We start from the raw sequence: 14,617 nt of genomic DNA, 5'->3' as shown, positions 1-14,617 counted from the left end.
GCCGGATCAACGCCCAGTCCTCCAAAGTGATCACTCTCCCATCGTCGAGTGTTCACTTTTCAACCGCCGGAACTGTCCAGTTTTCGAGCGCCGCCGACAAATCGGAGGGCACGGGTCGGCGCGGAGCCGTGCGACCGTTGCGGGCAGCGATGCCAGCCCGTGGCTCCCGGAGTCGTGTCCGCGGACAAGATTCGTCGGGTGTGTGTCGGCCGCGAACGCATCGATCACTGCCTGCTCAACGACGAACGCCGTCGTTTCTCGTGGATGCAAGTTCACCAGGCGATCACGGTCCGACCCCACACGTGGAATTCCCGCATGCGCACCACGTTCGATGCTGAAGCAGACGCCGCCTACATCTACCTGGTCCCCGAGATCGAGCCGGGCCGCGCGGTGCGGAACGTCCTGATCGAGAGCCCACACGATCGCTGATCGTCCTGGACTTCGACCGCGACGACATTCTCCGCGGAGTCGAGGCTCTGCAGGCGAGCCACTTGCTGGACGTGACACTCATTACGGGCGCCGAACGAATCGACCTGTAGAACGGTGGCTGATGCTGCGCGGCTGGTCCTTACCCAAGAGAGCGATGTACCCACCTCGTGCCCGCAAGGACTGCTCGACGATCGAGCATCAGGTGCGAGGAGACCTTCGCGAAGAGCTGCGGCGCAGTCAGTTTGTTCTCGCGGCGAGGGCAACGGCGTGTCCGCCGCACGAGCTGCACATTAAACGATTCTCATTTTCGGTCTATGATGGTGCCGATGACGCTGTTTCGAATGTCATCTGGGGATGGCTGGCGCCGGTGCGAGTCCGTGCGGTCGAAGGAGTGTTCATGTTCCGTTCGCTAGTGTCAGTGTTCGCCGTAGGAGTCGTTGTCATGTCGGCGCTGGGGGTGGCTCCCGCGCCCGCGTTCGAGAGCAGCGATCTGGGGACTGCGGCAGTGGGGTCGGCGGTACGCAGTGCGGCGACACCGGCCAGCCTCGCGACGACTGCGGCCGACTGGGACCGTGACGGGATCGGCGACGTGATCGGTTCTGATACTGGCGGCCGCTTGTGGCTATACCCCGGTAACGGTACTGGCCGGTTCAAGCCGCGCGTGCAACTGGGAACGGGCTGGTCTGGATACGACCAGATCCGACCATCTGGCGACTTCGACGGGGACGGGATCACCGACCTGATTGCACGCGGTGTCGGCAGCCACGAGTTGTGGCTGTACCCGGGCGACGGGTCTGGGAAGTTCAAGCCTCGCGTGCGGATCGGCACCGGCTGGGGCGGATTCACCCAGATCTTCTCGCCCGGCGACTGGGACGGCGATGGCGCGAACGACATCCTGGCGCTGCGCAAGTCTGACGGGAAGTTGATTCTCTACAGCGGAACGAACACCGGAAAGGTGCACTCCGGCCGTCAGGTGGGCACCGGATGGAGCCAGGTCACGTCCCTTATTCCCACCGGGGACTTCGACGCGGACGGTCAGGTCGATTTCATCGGCCGCTACAGCTCCGGCCTGCTGCGCCTGTACCGCGCCAACGGGTCAGGCGGTTTCACTACGACCCAATACATCGGCACCGGCTTCGGGGGCTTTACCTCCACGATTGGCGTCGGCGACTTCTCCGGTGACGGATACCCTGACGTGCTGGGCCGCAACAGCCGCGGAGACCTGTTCATGTATCGCGGGAACGGCTGGCGCGGGCACCCATGGATCGCCCCGTATCCGAAGATCGGCACGAGCTGGAACAGCATCACGATGTCGGACCAGACCGTCTCGGCGCCGGCCCCGCAACCCTCGGGAACAATGACCGGACGCCAACTGCTGAACTCGCTCAAGGTCGGATCCGAGTCGAACTCGGGTTACAACCGTGACTACTTCAAGCATTGGATAGACGCGAACCACGACTGCCAAGACACCCGCGCCGAAGTCCTGATCGCGAAGAGTCGCACCCGGGTGACGTTCTCCACCTCCTCGAACGGGTGCGTCGTCAAGACCGGGAACTGGCTGTCACCGTTCGATAACAGGACATGGACTGCCGCATCAGACGTGGACATCGACCACATGGTTCCGCTCGCTGAAGCGTGGGGATCGGGCGCACGCTACTGGACCGCCGCGAAACGCCAAGCGTACGCGAACGATCTCGGCTACACGTACTCGCTTCAGCCGATGACTGACAACTTGAACCAGTCCAAGGGCGCTCAAGATCCGGCACAGTGGATGCCACCGGTAGCGAAGTGCAGCTACGCAATCCAATGGGTGGCAATCAAATACCGATGGGCGCTGACCATCGACACCGCAGAACGCACCGCGCTAAGCGGACTGCTGGACGGTTCCTGCGGGCAAGCGAGCATCAAAACGCCGCCGCGCGCATAATGCCCCCACCGGGCTTGCCACCCGAGCGCACGGTATCGAGGAGAACGACTCGCGCGCTCCAGGTCGTCCCGGCGACTATGAAGCCGGCCCCTGCTCCTCGGGTCGTGCGAGCTGGTCCAGCATCTGGAACGGGTCCCACGGCAGCTTCTCTGAGATAACGAAGGCCAGCATCGGTGACGGCAAACTTCTCAGGGCCGACTCGGCTTGCCGAAGAAGATGCCCGGCCGGCATCGGTACCTCAGCCACCGCGACCTGTTGACGCTGGCGTACGCGTCCGGCAAGCGCGCACCGCTGGTGCTGACGCTCGGATACTGCGGACTGCGCTGGGGCGAAGCGATCGCACTCCGGGTGAAGAACCTCGACGTCGCGAATCAGAGGCTGTACGTCGAGGAGAACGTCGTCGAGGTTGCGGGCACGATGCATCACGGCACGCCGAAGTCGCACAAGGTGCGAGCCGTCCCTGTACCGTCCTTCTTGATGGACATGCTCGTCCGGGAGACCGCGAGCCGAACTGGCGAGGATCTCGTCTTCCCCGGCCGCGACGGCGGGTACATGCACCGGACGCGCGCGAGCGCCGGATCGAAGTCGTGGTTCAAGACGGCGCTGCGCGAAGCCCACCTGGAGCCGATGACGCTGCATGAGCTCCGCCACACGGCCGCATCCCTCGCCGTGCAGTCCGGCGCCAACGTGAAGGCGATCCAGCGGATACTGGGCCACAGCTCCGCAGCGATGACGCTCGACGTGTACTCGGACCTGTTCGAGAACGACCTCGATACGCTCTCGAAGCGCCTCAACGACGCTGCGCTGAACTCGTTCGTCCCGAGCGCATTCGGGGCGGAGGTGCCCGTCGCTCGCCCAGGGATCGAGTAACAGGCACGTCAAGCTGACCGTTCCGCCCACGCGACACTCCATGGTCTCCCAGCGACCGCGCTGGGAACCTCGACTGAAGAGTGTTCCACTTTCTGGTATGTTCCATATTATGCGGAACAGTAGTCAATACGGAACGCTGGACCTCGTTGACCGCTTCATGCAAGCACTCCGCACCCTTGTACCTCTGGGGGTGCTCAACCGTGTCCGGTACGAAGACTCGGCACAAGACCGTCGTTGGGATGCCGTAGTCCAGTGGGACGTCGGCACATCCTCGGTCACGCTGGGCATTGAGGCGAAGGTCGGTTCCGTGCGCGCGCGTCCCCCGCTTCCCAGAGCGGCAGGTTCCGGGGTTATCCCCGTCTTGGTCTCGACGTTCATTTCGAAGCCGGCGCGCCGTGATCTAGAAGATCTGGGCTGGTCGTACTGGGATACGACCGGGAACACGCTGATCCAAGCCGAATCCCCCTTCATCGCCGTCCGCCTGGAGGGTGAGGAGAAGGACCCTAACCCAGAGCCCCAGTCGCCGACGCGGCTGAAGTCACTCAAAGGCCGGACGGCCTCGGAGGTGATCGTCAGCCTGTTGCGGAGCCCCGGTGGCCGTGTTGCCTCGCTGCGGGACCTTGCCCGGGGGTCAGGCCTTCCGCTCGGCACGATCAGCCGGGTCGTGTCACTGCTCCGGGACGAGAACCTGTTGGAGCCGACTGGCGGGGGTCCGATCGTCTTGAGCGACCGACTCCAAGTCGCTCGCCGGTGGGCAGACGACTACAGCTTCGTCAAGACGTTCCGCGCCCAACGGTACTACTCGCTGAGTGGACCGGATCTGGCACTGGCGAGGATCGCCGAATCGGGCCTGTCCTACGCCGTCACCGGGGTGCGAGCCGCACAGGACCGGCTCGGCCAGTCCGGCTTGACAGCGGGCCTGCCCTCCTCGGAGACCTGGCTCTACGTCTCCGACCGTGAAGCCATCGAGCGCATCGCCGATCTCGCCGTAGATTCACGCGAGGGACAGATCGTCGTCGCGGAGTGCGACTTCCTCTCGCGCGAGCTGCCACGATCCTCTGGCGGACTCAAATACGTCACCCCGTGGCGGATCGTCGGAGATCTGCTCTCGGCGGGCGGTCGGTTGGCGAGCGTCGGCGGACAGGTCGCCACCGATCTCGTTCGGAGCCAGCCATGAGTACCGAAAATGCCGCGCCCGAGTATGTCGTCGCACGGCGCGCGCTCCTCGATATGCTCGAGCTTCTCGAACCTCAAAGGGGTGGTCTGGTTCTCGTCGGCGCACAGGCGGTGTATCTGCGGGCTCCCGCCGAAGATGCCCAGCGCGCGAGCTACACCACTGACGGCGACCTTGCGATCGACCCGGACCTGCTCTCCGACAACCCCGACATCAGCAAAGTGTTGATCGACGCCGGCTACGGCCTCGGCCCGAATCCTGGGGCATTCGTCGCGCCGAACGGCGTCGAGATCGACCTGATGGTCCCCGAGGGCGCGCTTCCCGCATCCACTCGTCGAAGCGCGCCACTCACCGGCCAGAGCCGCTTCACGGCACGTCGCACGCCCGGTCTCGAGCTTGCGGTCATCGACGCGGATGTGCTGCCCATCACCGCCCTCGACGACGCCGATGACCGATCCATCGACCTTCGCGTCGCGGGCCCCGCAGCCCTCGCGGTTGCGAAGCTCATCAAGCTCGAGGAGAGACTGAGCGGCCCGAGACCGGACCGGGTCATCTCGAAGGATGCCAGCGATCTGCTCCGGTTGTTCCGCTACTGCGATGCCCGCGCTATTGGCCGGCGTTTGGCGGAGCTCTCGCCAGTGAATACCCTCGCCGACGTGATCAGCCGCGCTGTTGAATTCCTGCGCGCGGACACATCCCGCACTCGGAGCGCGGTCGCCGCGCTCGCTGTCGATGACCGGTCTCCGGCTGAGACTGAACGGCAGGTCGCGGCCGCCGTCCAAGAGTTGAGCCGACGCCTCTTGTCCGCCTTTGACGAAGGCGGAGCGCCCAGCAGCCCAGCGTGATCCGGACGCCTCGCGAAAGCGGAGTCTTCCAGAATTCTTCCAGAATGACCCGATTCGGGTGCCGACGAGGCCTCGAAACCCTTGAAAACACGCGGATTCTCGCGGAAGAAGTATGGCGGAGACGGAGGGATTTGAACCCTCGGTTCCCTATTGGGAACTCCACCTTAGCAGGGTGGTGCACTAGGCCGGACTATGCGACGTCTCCACGCGTTCGACCCGAGGGCGCGAACGCATTTGTCCATGATAACCGGTCCGCCGACGGGCGACGAACCGCCTGGGGCCGGCGCGGTCGCGGCGGAGGCGTGCCCCGCCGCGACCGCACGTCATCAGGTCAGTGCGCGCCGCGAGCCCTCCGGAGTACGGGCGACGGCGATGATGCCGACGAGGAGCACTGCCGCCCAGAACACTGCGACCAGCCACAGCGAGCCGCCCGCCACCAGGAGCAGACCGCTGACGATCATCGGCGTGAACCCCGCCCCGAGGGTCGACGCCCCCTGGTAGGCCAGTGATGCACCGGTGTAGCGCACGCGGGTCGGGAACTGCTCCGCGATGAACGCGCCGATCGGTCCGTACAGCAGGCCCTGGATCACTCCGTTGCCGATCACGTCGGCGGTCGCGAAGCCCCATACCGTGCCGCTGCTGAGCAGCAGCAGCAGCGGATAGACCGCCACCACGCCGAGCACGCCGCCGGCGATCAGCACCTTCTTGCGCCCGACCCGATCGCTCAGCCGGGCCGAGGCGAAGGTGACGACCAGCGTGACGACGGCGCCGAGTGCCTTCCAGTTGAGCACTTCGGTGCGATCGGCGCCGGCCTCGACCGAGGCGGCGACACCCCACACCGTCACGATGCCCTGGCAGCAGTAGAAGCTCATGGTGGCCAGCAGGGCCAGTACCACGGCGCGCCAGTGGTGCGTGAGCACCTCCAGCAGCGGCAGCTTGCGCTTTTCGCTCGACCGCTCCAGCTTCTGGAACAGCGGCGATTCCGAGATGCGCAGCCGGATGATGAGCCCGACCACGATCAAGACGGAACTGAGCAGGAACGGGATGCGCCAGCCCCACACGAGGAACTGCTGACCGGCGACCGCCGACATCAGCGAGACGACCAGCCTCGCCAGAATCGCGCCGGCAGGTCCGCCCGCATTCGCGAACGACGTCGCGAACCCGCGCTTGCGCTGCGGAGCGTGCTCCATCGCCATCAGCGCCGCACCGCCCCACTCGCCGCCGACCGCGAACCCCTGGATCAGGCGCACGCAGATCAGGATCATGGGCGCCACCACACCGATCTGCGCGGTCGTGGGCAGCAGCCCCACCACCGTGGTGGCCGCGCCCATCATGAGCATCGACAGCACGAGCATCTTCTTGCGGCCGATGCGATCGCCGAAGTGCCCGAAGATGACGCCGCCCAGCGGCCGGGCGACATATCCCACCGCAAGGGTCGCGAATGAGGCGAAGATCGCCACCGGCTCGGGCATCTGGGTGAAGAAGACGTGACCGAACACCACCGCGGACGCGACCGCATAGAGGATGAAGTCGTAGTACTCGATGGCCGTGCCGATGAAGCTCGACGCCAGGATCCTGCGCATCTGGGGGGTGTTCAGCGAATTGACCACCACCGTGCGGGTGTCGGTCGCGTCGAGCAGCTCCTGCTGCTGGCGGCGCTTGGTTGTTGCGGTCACGATTCCTCCTCGAATCGACGTACAGACCGCCCGGTGCGGGCGGTGGGATCGGTGGCGCGCCGTCAGACCGGCGCGGGAACGGGATGCAGACTGATGACGTCCAGGTCGTCGGGGAGGATGAACTCGCCGTCGAACTGGTCGGCGCCGGCGCGCCACACCGCCTCGGGGGCCGTGCCGGGCACGAGGTGGTGCAGAGCAAGACGCCGTGCACCGGCCTCGGTCGCGATCCGGGCGGCATCGCGCACCGAGGTGTGCGACTTGTAGTGGTGGTCGCGCGAGGCCCGTGAGCCCTCGTCGTCGCGACCGGCATACTGCCGCTCGACGAAGTCGAAGTCGATCGCCTCGTGCAGCAGCAGATCGGTGTCGCGCGCCAGCCGCACCATGTTCGCCGTGGGCGCGGTGTCGCCCGAGATCGTGACCGAGCCGGATGCCGTCTCGAATCGGAAGCCGAACGCCGGCGCGATCGGAGGGTGCTCGACGAGCACCGCGGTCACCGTCACCAGCTCGTCCCGATAGATCTCGAACGGTTCCATCGGCGGCGTCGGGTTGTCGTTGGGGTGGTAGCCGGATGCCGCGGGGACGACGATGTCCTCCGCCGCGAACAGATCCCTCGGGCTGGGCCGCAGCCCGTCCAGGACTCGGTCGTTCAGGTCTGTCGCGTGCGCGGCCACCAGCGTCTCGAACATCCGCCGGGTACCCGGCGTCGGGCAGTGCGGGGCGACCGGATGCGGCGGCACGACCGCCCGCGACGAGACCGGCGGCAGCATGCCACGGTCGCCGGGGCCGAGCACGCGGACGGGTCCGCCGGTGCGGCCGACCATCTCGTACAGACCGAAGATCGCCAGACTCGCCAGGTCGATCGTATGATCCGAGTGCAGGTGCGTGAGGAAGACCATCCGAAGGTTCTGCATGCCCAGGCCCGCCTCGTTGAGGCGCCGGCCCACCCCGTGGCCGCAATCGACCAAGTAGAACACGTCCCCGACGGCGATGGCCGTGGCGATACCGGTGCGTCGGATCGGCTGCCCGGAGCCCCACCACCGCGGGCCGCCCGCCGTGCCGAGCGTGATCACGCGCAACCCGAGTTCGGTGTCGGCCATCGTTTCTTCCCTTCGGTGCGTCCTCGCGCAGATGTCGCGCTCGTTTCGCCTGAGCACTGTCCAACTCTGAGCGCAAAAACGTAATATGAAAAGTCAATTGTTCTGAACGAGTTGATCAAGGATGCTGATGCAAGACGTGACACTGCGCCAGATGCAGTACTTCGTCGCGGTCGTCGATCACGGGTCCGTCACTGCGGCCGCCAAGGCGCAGCACATCTCGCAGGGTGCCCTGTCGACGGCGGTCGGTCAGCTCGAGAAGGCACTCGATGCCGACCTGCTGATCCGTACGCGGTCCAAGCGAGTCGTGCCCACACCCCACGGCTACCTGTTCGCCGCGCACGCCCGGCGGGTGCTCGATTCCGTCGGCGAGGCGCTGGATGTCGTGGCCGACAGCGTCAGCACACTGACCGGCGTGCTCCGCGTCGGCTGCAGCTTCACGCTCTCGCCCCGGCTGATGCCCGAGCTGATCAGCCGTTTCGATCGGGAATATCCGGATGTCGAGGTCGACTTCTCCGAAGGGTCGGCGCACGACATCCAGGAGCAGGTGCGCCTGGGCCGGCTCGACCTCGGCCTCGTCTACAGCCTGCAGGCCGACGACGACCTGCGCCAGGACCACCTCGCCGACGTCCGGCTGCACCTGGCTGTGCCGGCGGCGCACCCGCTCGCCGCCCGGGCCTCGGTGGACGTCGCCGACTTCATCGACCAGGACGCGATCCTGCTCAACGTGCCACCGACCGTCGAGCGGCTGACCGAACAGTTGCGCGCGACGGGCCACACGCCGCGCATCCGCTACACCAGCGGCAACATCCAGACCATTTACTCGCTCGTCGCCCGCGGGTACGGATACTCGCTCATCAACAGTCCCCCGGCCACCAACGACACCTACGACGGCCTCGAGGTACGGTTCGTCCCCATCCGCGACACCGTCGAGACGAATTCGATCGTCGCCGTCACCGCCGGCCATCACCCCGCGCCGCGCCGCGTGCGCGCCGCGATCGAGGTCCTGACCGGAATCTGAGGCGGGAATACGGCATCCGTCCGATGCCGGAGGACTACCTTAGCGCGCAGCGTGGAGGGTGCATTGAAGGAGACATCATGACCATGCACCCCGCAATCGGCTACGCGATCGTGACCCAGGAGATCCAGGAGCGCGTCCGCGACGCCGAGCGCCGCCGATTCCTGAAGGAGCACCCCGACCAGATCGTCCGCCGCGCTCCGGGCCGGTGGATGCGGCTCGTGCGCCGCATCCTCCCGTTCCGCGCATCGCCGCGGTCGCACCAGGCGCCGTGCGAGACCGCGACCGCGCGCTGACCGTCGACCGTCCGCCGGTCGTCCGACGGCGGATCCGACCGGGCGATGTCCGTGGTGGCTGGCACCATGGAAGCATGTCCTTCACCGCAGACGCGCCCACGAGCGCGGTGCGCATGGTCGGTCGCGACGACGAGCTCGCCCGCCTTGACGCCGCGTTCGAGCGGGCGTCGGCGGGCGAGCCGTCCGCCGTCGTCGTCGCGGGCGAGGCGGGCATCGGCAAATCCCGCCTGCTGCGCGAGTTCGCCGCGTCGCTCTCGGCGCGGGCCGATGTCGCGATTGGCCGGTGTCTCGACCTCGGCGGCACCCCGGTCGCCTACGGCGCGATCCTCGGCCTGCTGCGCGCCCTCGCCGCGCAGCGCGGCGCCGAGCGGGTATGGGATGCCGCCGGCCCCGGCCGCGCCGCGCTTCAGGTCGTGATGCCCGAACTCGGCGCTTCCGATGAGACGGCCGCATCCGCGTCCCTGGACCCACCTGCCCAGACCAGCCCCGAGCGCCTGCGGGAGGCGTTCGTCACGGCCGTCGAGACGCTCGCCGAGACGCGCCCCCTCATGCTGATGATCGAGGACCTGCATTGGGCCGACGGTGGAACCCTCACCCTGCTGTCGTTCCTGCTGCGGGTGGTCACCCGCGGCAAGCTGCTGGTCGTCCTGGCCTGGCGCAGCGACGAGGGCGGGCGCAGCGATCCGGTGCGCCTGCTTCTCGGCGAGGCCGAGCGCGCCCACCTGCTCGAACGCATCACGCTGGACCGGCTGGATGCGGCATCCGTCCGCGCCCTGGTGTCGGCGCTGGCGACCACCGACGACGAGGACATCCTGTACAGCCTCGCGCAGCGCGCCGAAGGCATCCCGTTCTTCGTCGAAGAGCTCTCGCGCTGCGCGACCGGCACGCTGCCCGACACGCTGCGCGATGTCCTGCTCGCCCGCTACGAGCAGCTGGGTGAAGATGCCGCGGCCATCGTGCGCGTCGCCTCCGCGTCCGACTCGCCCCTCGAGCACGAGACGCTCACGGCACTGAGCGGATTCGACGGGCAGCGGCTGAACGACGGCATCCGCGAGGCGATGCGCAGCGGCATCCTCGTCGTCGAAGACGACCGCTACGCGTTCCGGCACGCGCTGCTGCGCGAGGCCGTCCACGCCGAACTGCTGCCCGGCGAGCGCGCGACGCTGCATCGTGCGTATGCCGAGCATCTTCAGGCGCTCGCCGACGCCGATCCCGGCCGCGATCTGCACGCCGCCCTGGCCCACCACTGGCAGCTCGCACACGACCGGCGCCGCGCGCTCATCGCGGCGACCGCCGCGATGTGGTCGGCGAAGGCGCGCTACGCGTTCTCGACCGCCGCGCGCTTCGGCCGACTGGTCCTGGAGCTGTGGGATCAGGTCGACGACGCCGAGACCGCGGCGGGCACCGATCGGATCACCCTGATGCTGCGGATCGGTTCGATCCTGCGCAACGCCGGCGACAGCGAGCGCGCGCTGGCCGTCGTCGACTACGCCCTCATCGAGGCCCGCGAGTCGGGCGCCGCCGTCTCGCTGCGTGTCCGGCTGCTGCGCGACAAGGCCGCGTACCTGGTCAATCTGGGGCGCCCCGGCGCCGCCGAGTTCCTCGCCGAGGCGCTGGAGCTCATGGACGGGCAGGTGGAGGACGATGCGCTCAGCGCTCTCGTGCTCTGCCAGTTCGCCGGCCGGCTGATGGTCGCCGGGCACGTCGACGACGCGATCGACGCGGCCACCCGGGCGTGGGACTGCGCCGTGCGCGCCGGCGACCAGGAGCAGATGTCGGTCGCCCGCAACCTCCGCGGCACCTCACGGGCGCATCGGGGCGATGTCGCCGGCGCCTTCGAGGACTACGCCGTCGCGCGTGAGCACGCACGCGACCCCGCCGCCCTGCTGCACTACCAGGTGAACTACTCCGACATGCTGTCCGTGATCGGGCGGTACCGCGAGGCGGTGACCGTCGCCGAGGAGGGTCTCGCGCAGGCACGGGCGATGGGCATCGAGCGCACGTCGGGTTCGCTGATGATCCAGAACACGGTCGAGGCGCTGCTCGAGCTCGGCGAGATCGAGCGCGTCGATGCGCTGCTCGCGCGCGACCTCGAGCTGCGCACCTTCCCGGTGTTCCGCATGTACACGACGACGTCGCGCGTGCGCGCGCTCGCCTGGCACGGCGAGCAGTCCCGTGCCGCGGCGCTGCTGCGCGAGCAGCGCGGCGCGCTGGATGCCGTGGCGGTCAGCGAGCGCCAGGTCTGGTACTACGGCCTGCAGGCACGGCTGGCGATCGCGCAGGCCGCCGACGATCCGGCATCCGCCCTCGCCGTCGTAGCCGAGATGCTCGACGACGACGGGCCGCGGACCGCCCACCAGGTGCGCATCCTGCTCGAGGCCGGCGCGATCATCGCGACGCTGCGCGCACGATCGGCCGATGTCACCGACGCCGTCGCGCGGGTGCGCGCGGCGTGGTCGGCGGTTCCCGAGACGCTGCGTCCGCCCGCATGGGCGCGGATCCTGGATGCCTTGCTGACACCCGGCGCCGACGCACTGGCAGAAGCCGTCGCATGCGCCGACGGCGGCGACGTGCCGGCGACGTTCCGCGTCATCACCCGCCTGGAGCGGGCCCGGGCTCTGGTCGCCGCCGGCCGGCGGTCGGATGCCGCCGCCACGCTCGCCGAGGCGGCCGGATTCGCCGAGGCGCTGCGGCACGAGCCGCTGCGTCGCGACGTCGCCGCGTTCGCCGCGGCGTCCGGGCTCACCAGCGGGGCGCCGGGCTCCGCTGCGTCGCCGCTGGCAGACCTCACGGCGCGGGAGCGCCAGGTGCTCGGGCTGCTCGCCGAGGGGCTGAGCAACGGCGAGATCGCGAAGCGCCTGTTCATCAGCATCAAGACCGTGAGCGTGCACGTGTCGGCGATCCTGCGCAAGCTCGGCGTCACCAGCCGGACCGAGGCGGCCGTGGTCGCGACCCGCCAGACCGGATAGCACGGGGCCCGGCCGATCCGGTGCGGAGGGTGTGGGATTCGAACCCACGGGACATTGCTGCCCACTGGTTTTCAAGACCAGGTCCATCGGCCGCTCGGACAACCCTCCCGACGGTTTCCCGTCAGGGAATCGAGTCTAGCGGTGTCGCTCCGGCCCGCTGCGCGCCCGGGCGGCCCGCTCAGCGACCGAGCGCGGTGAGCACGATCGCGGCGCCGCCCTCTTCGACCGAGAGCGTCGTCTCATCGGCCGCATCCCGCACCTCTTGCGGGCCCTGCGCCATCGCCACGGCTCGGCCGCCGCCGTCGCGCGCCCACTCGAACATGCCCAGATCGTTGCGCCCGTCGCCGATGACCAGCACGTCCGCCCGGTCGATGCCGAGCCAGCCGCGCACGAGCTCGAGCCCGCTGGCCTTGTCCACGCCCCTCGGCGCGATGTCCAGCCAGGCCGTCCATCCGATCGCGTACGACACCTCGTTCAGCCCGATCCGGTGCACCAGGTCGACGAAGTCCTGCTCAGTGTGCCCCGGCGAGACCACCACGACGCGCGAGACCTCCTGCGCGCCCAGCTGCTCGAACGGCACGCGCTGCGCCTCGGCCAGGTTCCAGTCATCCATCGCATCGGTGTACAGTCGCCGGCCGTCGGCGAGCTCGACCATGTAGCGCGCGTCGCCGACGTTCTCGTGCAGCAGCGTGAGCACCTGCGCCGGGTCGAACGTCTCGGTATGGAACCGCCGATACGCCGGGATGCCGCCCTCGGACCGCTTCATGATCACGGCGCCGTTCGAGCACACCACGTACTCCGGGCTCAGATCCAGCGCCGCAAGCACCGCCCGCGTGCCCTCCCAGCTGCGCCCGGTGGCCAGCAGCACCTCGTGGCCGGCCGACTGCGCCTGAGCGGCGGCGTCGAACATGCCGGGGCTGAGCGTCTCGTCCTGCAGCAGCACGGTGCCGTCGATATCCAGCCCGATCAGCATCCGCGTCCCCGCGCCCGCGGCGGTGCGGGCGGCCTGCACGTCCGATTCGGCGGCCGTCACGCCACCGGCTCCAGCACCGACAGGCCCAGGTACGGCCGCAGCACCTCGGGGACGGCGACCGAGCCGTCGGCCCGCTGATGCGTCTCGAGGATCGCCACGATCCACCGGGTCGTGGCGAGCGTGCCGTTCAGGGTCGCCACGTACGCGGTCTTGCCGCCGTCGGGCCGGTACCGGGTGTCGAGCCGGCGCGCCTGGAACGTCGTGCAGTTCGAGGTCGAGGTCAGTTCGCGATACGCCTGCTGGGTGGGCACCCACGCTTCGATGTCGTACTTGCGCGCGGCCGACGAGCCCAGGTCGCCGGCGGCCACATCGATCACGCGGTAGGCCAGGCCGAGATCCTGCAGCATCGCCTCCTGCATCGCCACCAGACGCAGGTGCTCGGCGGCAGCGTCGGCCGGCGTCGTGTAGACGAACATCTCGAGCTTGTTGAACTGGTGCACGCGGATGATGCCGCGGGTGTCCTTGCCGTACGAACCGGCCTCGCTGCGATAGCACGTCGACCAGCCCGCATAGCGCTTGGCGCCCGCGTCCAGGTCGAGGATCTCGCCCATGTGGTATCCGGCCAGCGGCACCTCGCTGGTGCCGACCAGGTAGAGGTCCTGCTTCTCGAGCCGGTACACCTCGTCGGAGTGCTGGCCGAGGAACCCGGTGCCCGCCATCACCTCAGGCCGCACCAGCGTCGGCGGGATCATCGGCACGAACCCGGCCTCGACCGCCCGCTGCAGCGCCAGCGACATCAGCGCGTACTCCAGGCGCGCGCCGACCCCCTTCAGAAAGTAGAACCGGCTGCCCGACACCTTGGTGCCGCGCTCCATGTCGATCGCATCCAGCAGCTCGCCGATCTCGAGGTGATCGCGGGGCGTGAACTCGAACGTCGGCACCTGACCGTGCGTGCGCAGCGTGACGAAGTTCTCCTCGCCACCGCCGGGCACCTCATCGAGCACGATGTTCTCGATCTGCGACAGCGCCTCGTGCGCGCGCTCCTCGGCCTCGGCCACGGCCTGCTGAGCCGCCTTCACGCGCGCCGACAGATCCTTTGCCGCGGCGACCAGCGCCGCCTTCTCGTCCCGACCGGCTGCGGCGACCTTCTTGCCGTGCGCGTTCTGCTCGGCGCGCAGCTGCTCGAACGCCGTCAGCGCAGCACGGCGGCGGGCATCGGCATCCAGCGCCGCATCGACGATCGCGGTCGACTCGCCCCGCTTGACCTGGGAGCGCTTGACCAGTTCGGGCTGCTCGCGCAGGATGACGGGATCGATCATCTGTCAAGTCTAGCCAAGGCCCGCCGG

Annotated in this window: 12 protein-coding genes and 2 tRNA genes; 8 read left to right on the top strand and 6 right to left on the bottom strand. The window is 68.4% G+C overall.

Features of this window, described 5'->3' with window-relative positions; genetic code table 11:
* Nucleotides 1–174: 174 nt before the first annotated feature.
* The 5 genes from ABD705_RS04530 (at nucleotide 175) to ABD705_RS04510 (ending at nucleotide 5,245) form a co-directional block, all read left to right on the top strand.
* Nucleotides 175–429, top strand: coding sequence for a hypothetical protein (locus ABD705_RS04530; protein ID WP_344780985.1), 255 nt, complete (start codon nucleotides 175–177; stop codon nucleotides 427–429).
* A 121-nt stretch (nucleotides 430–550) separates the two neighbouring features.
* On the top strand, nucleotides 551–2,356 hold the full coding sequence (locus ABD705_RS04525; RefSeq protein ID WP_344780983.1) for an FG-GAP-like repeat-containing protein: 1,806 nt from the start codon (nucleotides 551–553) through the stop codon (nucleotides 2,354–2,356).
* A 216-nt stretch (nucleotides 2,357–2,572) separates the two neighbouring features.
* Nucleotides 2,573–3,226 (top strand): site-specific integrase, encoded by a 654-nt coding sequence (locus tag ABD705_RS04520; protein ID WP_344780981.1) that lies wholly within the window; start codon nucleotides 2,573–2,575, stop codon nucleotides 3,224–3,226.
* A gap of 97 nt (nucleotides 3,227–3,323) precedes the next feature.
* Nucleotides 3,324–4,403: a hypothetical protein gene (locus ABD705_RS04515; protein WP_344780979.1), complete on the top strand. Its 1,080-nt coding sequence runs from the start codon at nucleotides 3,324–3,326 to the stop codon at nucleotides 4,401–4,403.
* Nucleotides 4,400–5,245: a hypothetical protein gene (locus tag ABD705_RS04510; RefSeq protein ID WP_344780977.1), complete on the top strand. Its 846-nt coding sequence runs from the start codon at nucleotides 4,400–4,402 to the stop codon at nucleotides 5,243–5,245. Before ABD705_RS04515 ends, ABD705_RS04510 begins: the two co-directional genes overlap by 4 nt.
* Before the next feature lie 113 nt (nucleotides 5,246–5,358).
* On the opposite strand, the gene ABD705_RS04505 is transcribed toward ABD705_RS04510, so the two are convergent.
* From ABD705_RS04505 to ABD705_RS04495, 3 genes are all read right to left on the bottom strand, one after another.
* Nucleotides 5,359–5,450: transfer RNA gene (locus tag ABD705_RS04505), tRNA-Ser, on the bottom strand.
* A gap of 121 nt (nucleotides 5,451–5,571) precedes the next feature.
* On the bottom strand, nucleotides 5,572–6,921 hold the full coding sequence (locus tag ABD705_RS04500; RefSeq protein WP_344780975.1) for an MFS transporter: 1,350 nt from the start codon (nucleotides 6,919–6,921) through the stop codon (nucleotides 5,572–5,574).
* A gap of 62 nt (nucleotides 6,922–6,983) precedes the next feature.
* Nucleotides 6,984–8,018 carry an MBL fold metallo-hydrolase gene (locus tag ABD705_RS04495; protein ID WP_344780973.1) on the bottom strand — a complete coding sequence of 345 codons (1,035 nt, stop codon included), beginning with the start codon at nucleotides 8,016–8,018 and terminating at the stop codon, nucleotides 6,984–6,986.
* 127 nt (nucleotides 8,019–8,145) lie between these two features.
* Here ABD705_RS04495 and ABD705_RS04490 point away from each other — a divergent pair, with 127 nt between their 5' ends.
* The 3 genes from ABD705_RS04490 (at nucleotide 8,146) to ABD705_RS04480 (ending at nucleotide 12,298) form a co-directional block, all read left to right on the top strand.
* Complete coding sequence (locus ABD705_RS04490) at nucleotides 8,146–9,036, top strand: LysR family transcriptional regulator (protein WP_344780971.1); 891 nt, start codon at nucleotides 8,146–8,148, stop codon at nucleotides 9,034–9,036.
* 77 nt (nucleotides 9,037–9,113) lie between these two features.
* Entirely contained in the window at nucleotides 9,114–9,329 is a 216-nt protein-coding gene (locus ABD705_RS04485) for a hypothetical protein (protein ID WP_344780969.1), read from the top strand.
* 74 nt (nucleotides 9,330–9,403) lie between these two features.
* On the top strand, nucleotides 9,404–12,298 hold the full coding sequence (locus tag ABD705_RS04480) for a helix-turn-helix transcriptional regulator (RefSeq protein WP_344780967.1): 2,895 nt from the start codon (nucleotides 9,404–9,406) through the stop codon (nucleotides 12,296–12,298).
* Nucleotides 12,299–12,321: 23 nt separating this feature from the next.
* Here ABD705_RS04480 and ABD705_RS04475 read toward each other — a convergent pair.
* From ABD705_RS04475 to serS, 3 genes are all read right to left on the bottom strand, one after another.
* Nucleotides 12,322–12,406 (bottom strand) — tRNA-Ser (locus ABD705_RS04475).
* 70 nt (nucleotides 12,407–12,476) lie between these two features.
* A complete protein-coding gene (locus ABD705_RS04470) occupies nucleotides 12,477–13,271 on the bottom strand; it encodes an HAD family hydrolase (protein WP_344781007.1) in 795 nt (264 codons plus the stop codon).
* Between the two features lie 56 nt (nucleotides 13,272–13,327).
* The gene (serS, locus tag ABD705_RS04465) at nucleotides 13,328–14,590 is read right to left on the bottom strand and encodes a serine--tRNA ligase (protein ID WP_344780965.1); all 1,263 of its coding nucleotides are present in this window, start codon (nucleotides 14,588–14,590) and stop codon (nucleotides 13,328–13,330) included.
* Between the last annotated feature and the right edge of the window lie 27 nt (nucleotides 14,591–14,617).

Origin of the sequence: Microbacterium kribbense, from assembly GCF_039537285.1 — a bacterium.
Classification (GTDB): Bacteria; Actinomycetota; Actinomycetes; order Actinomycetales; family Microbacteriaceae; genus Microbacterium; species Microbacterium kribbense.
The sequence above is the reverse complement of the archived record's forward strand: the minus strand, read 5'-3'. Positions and strand labels throughout refer to the sequence as shown.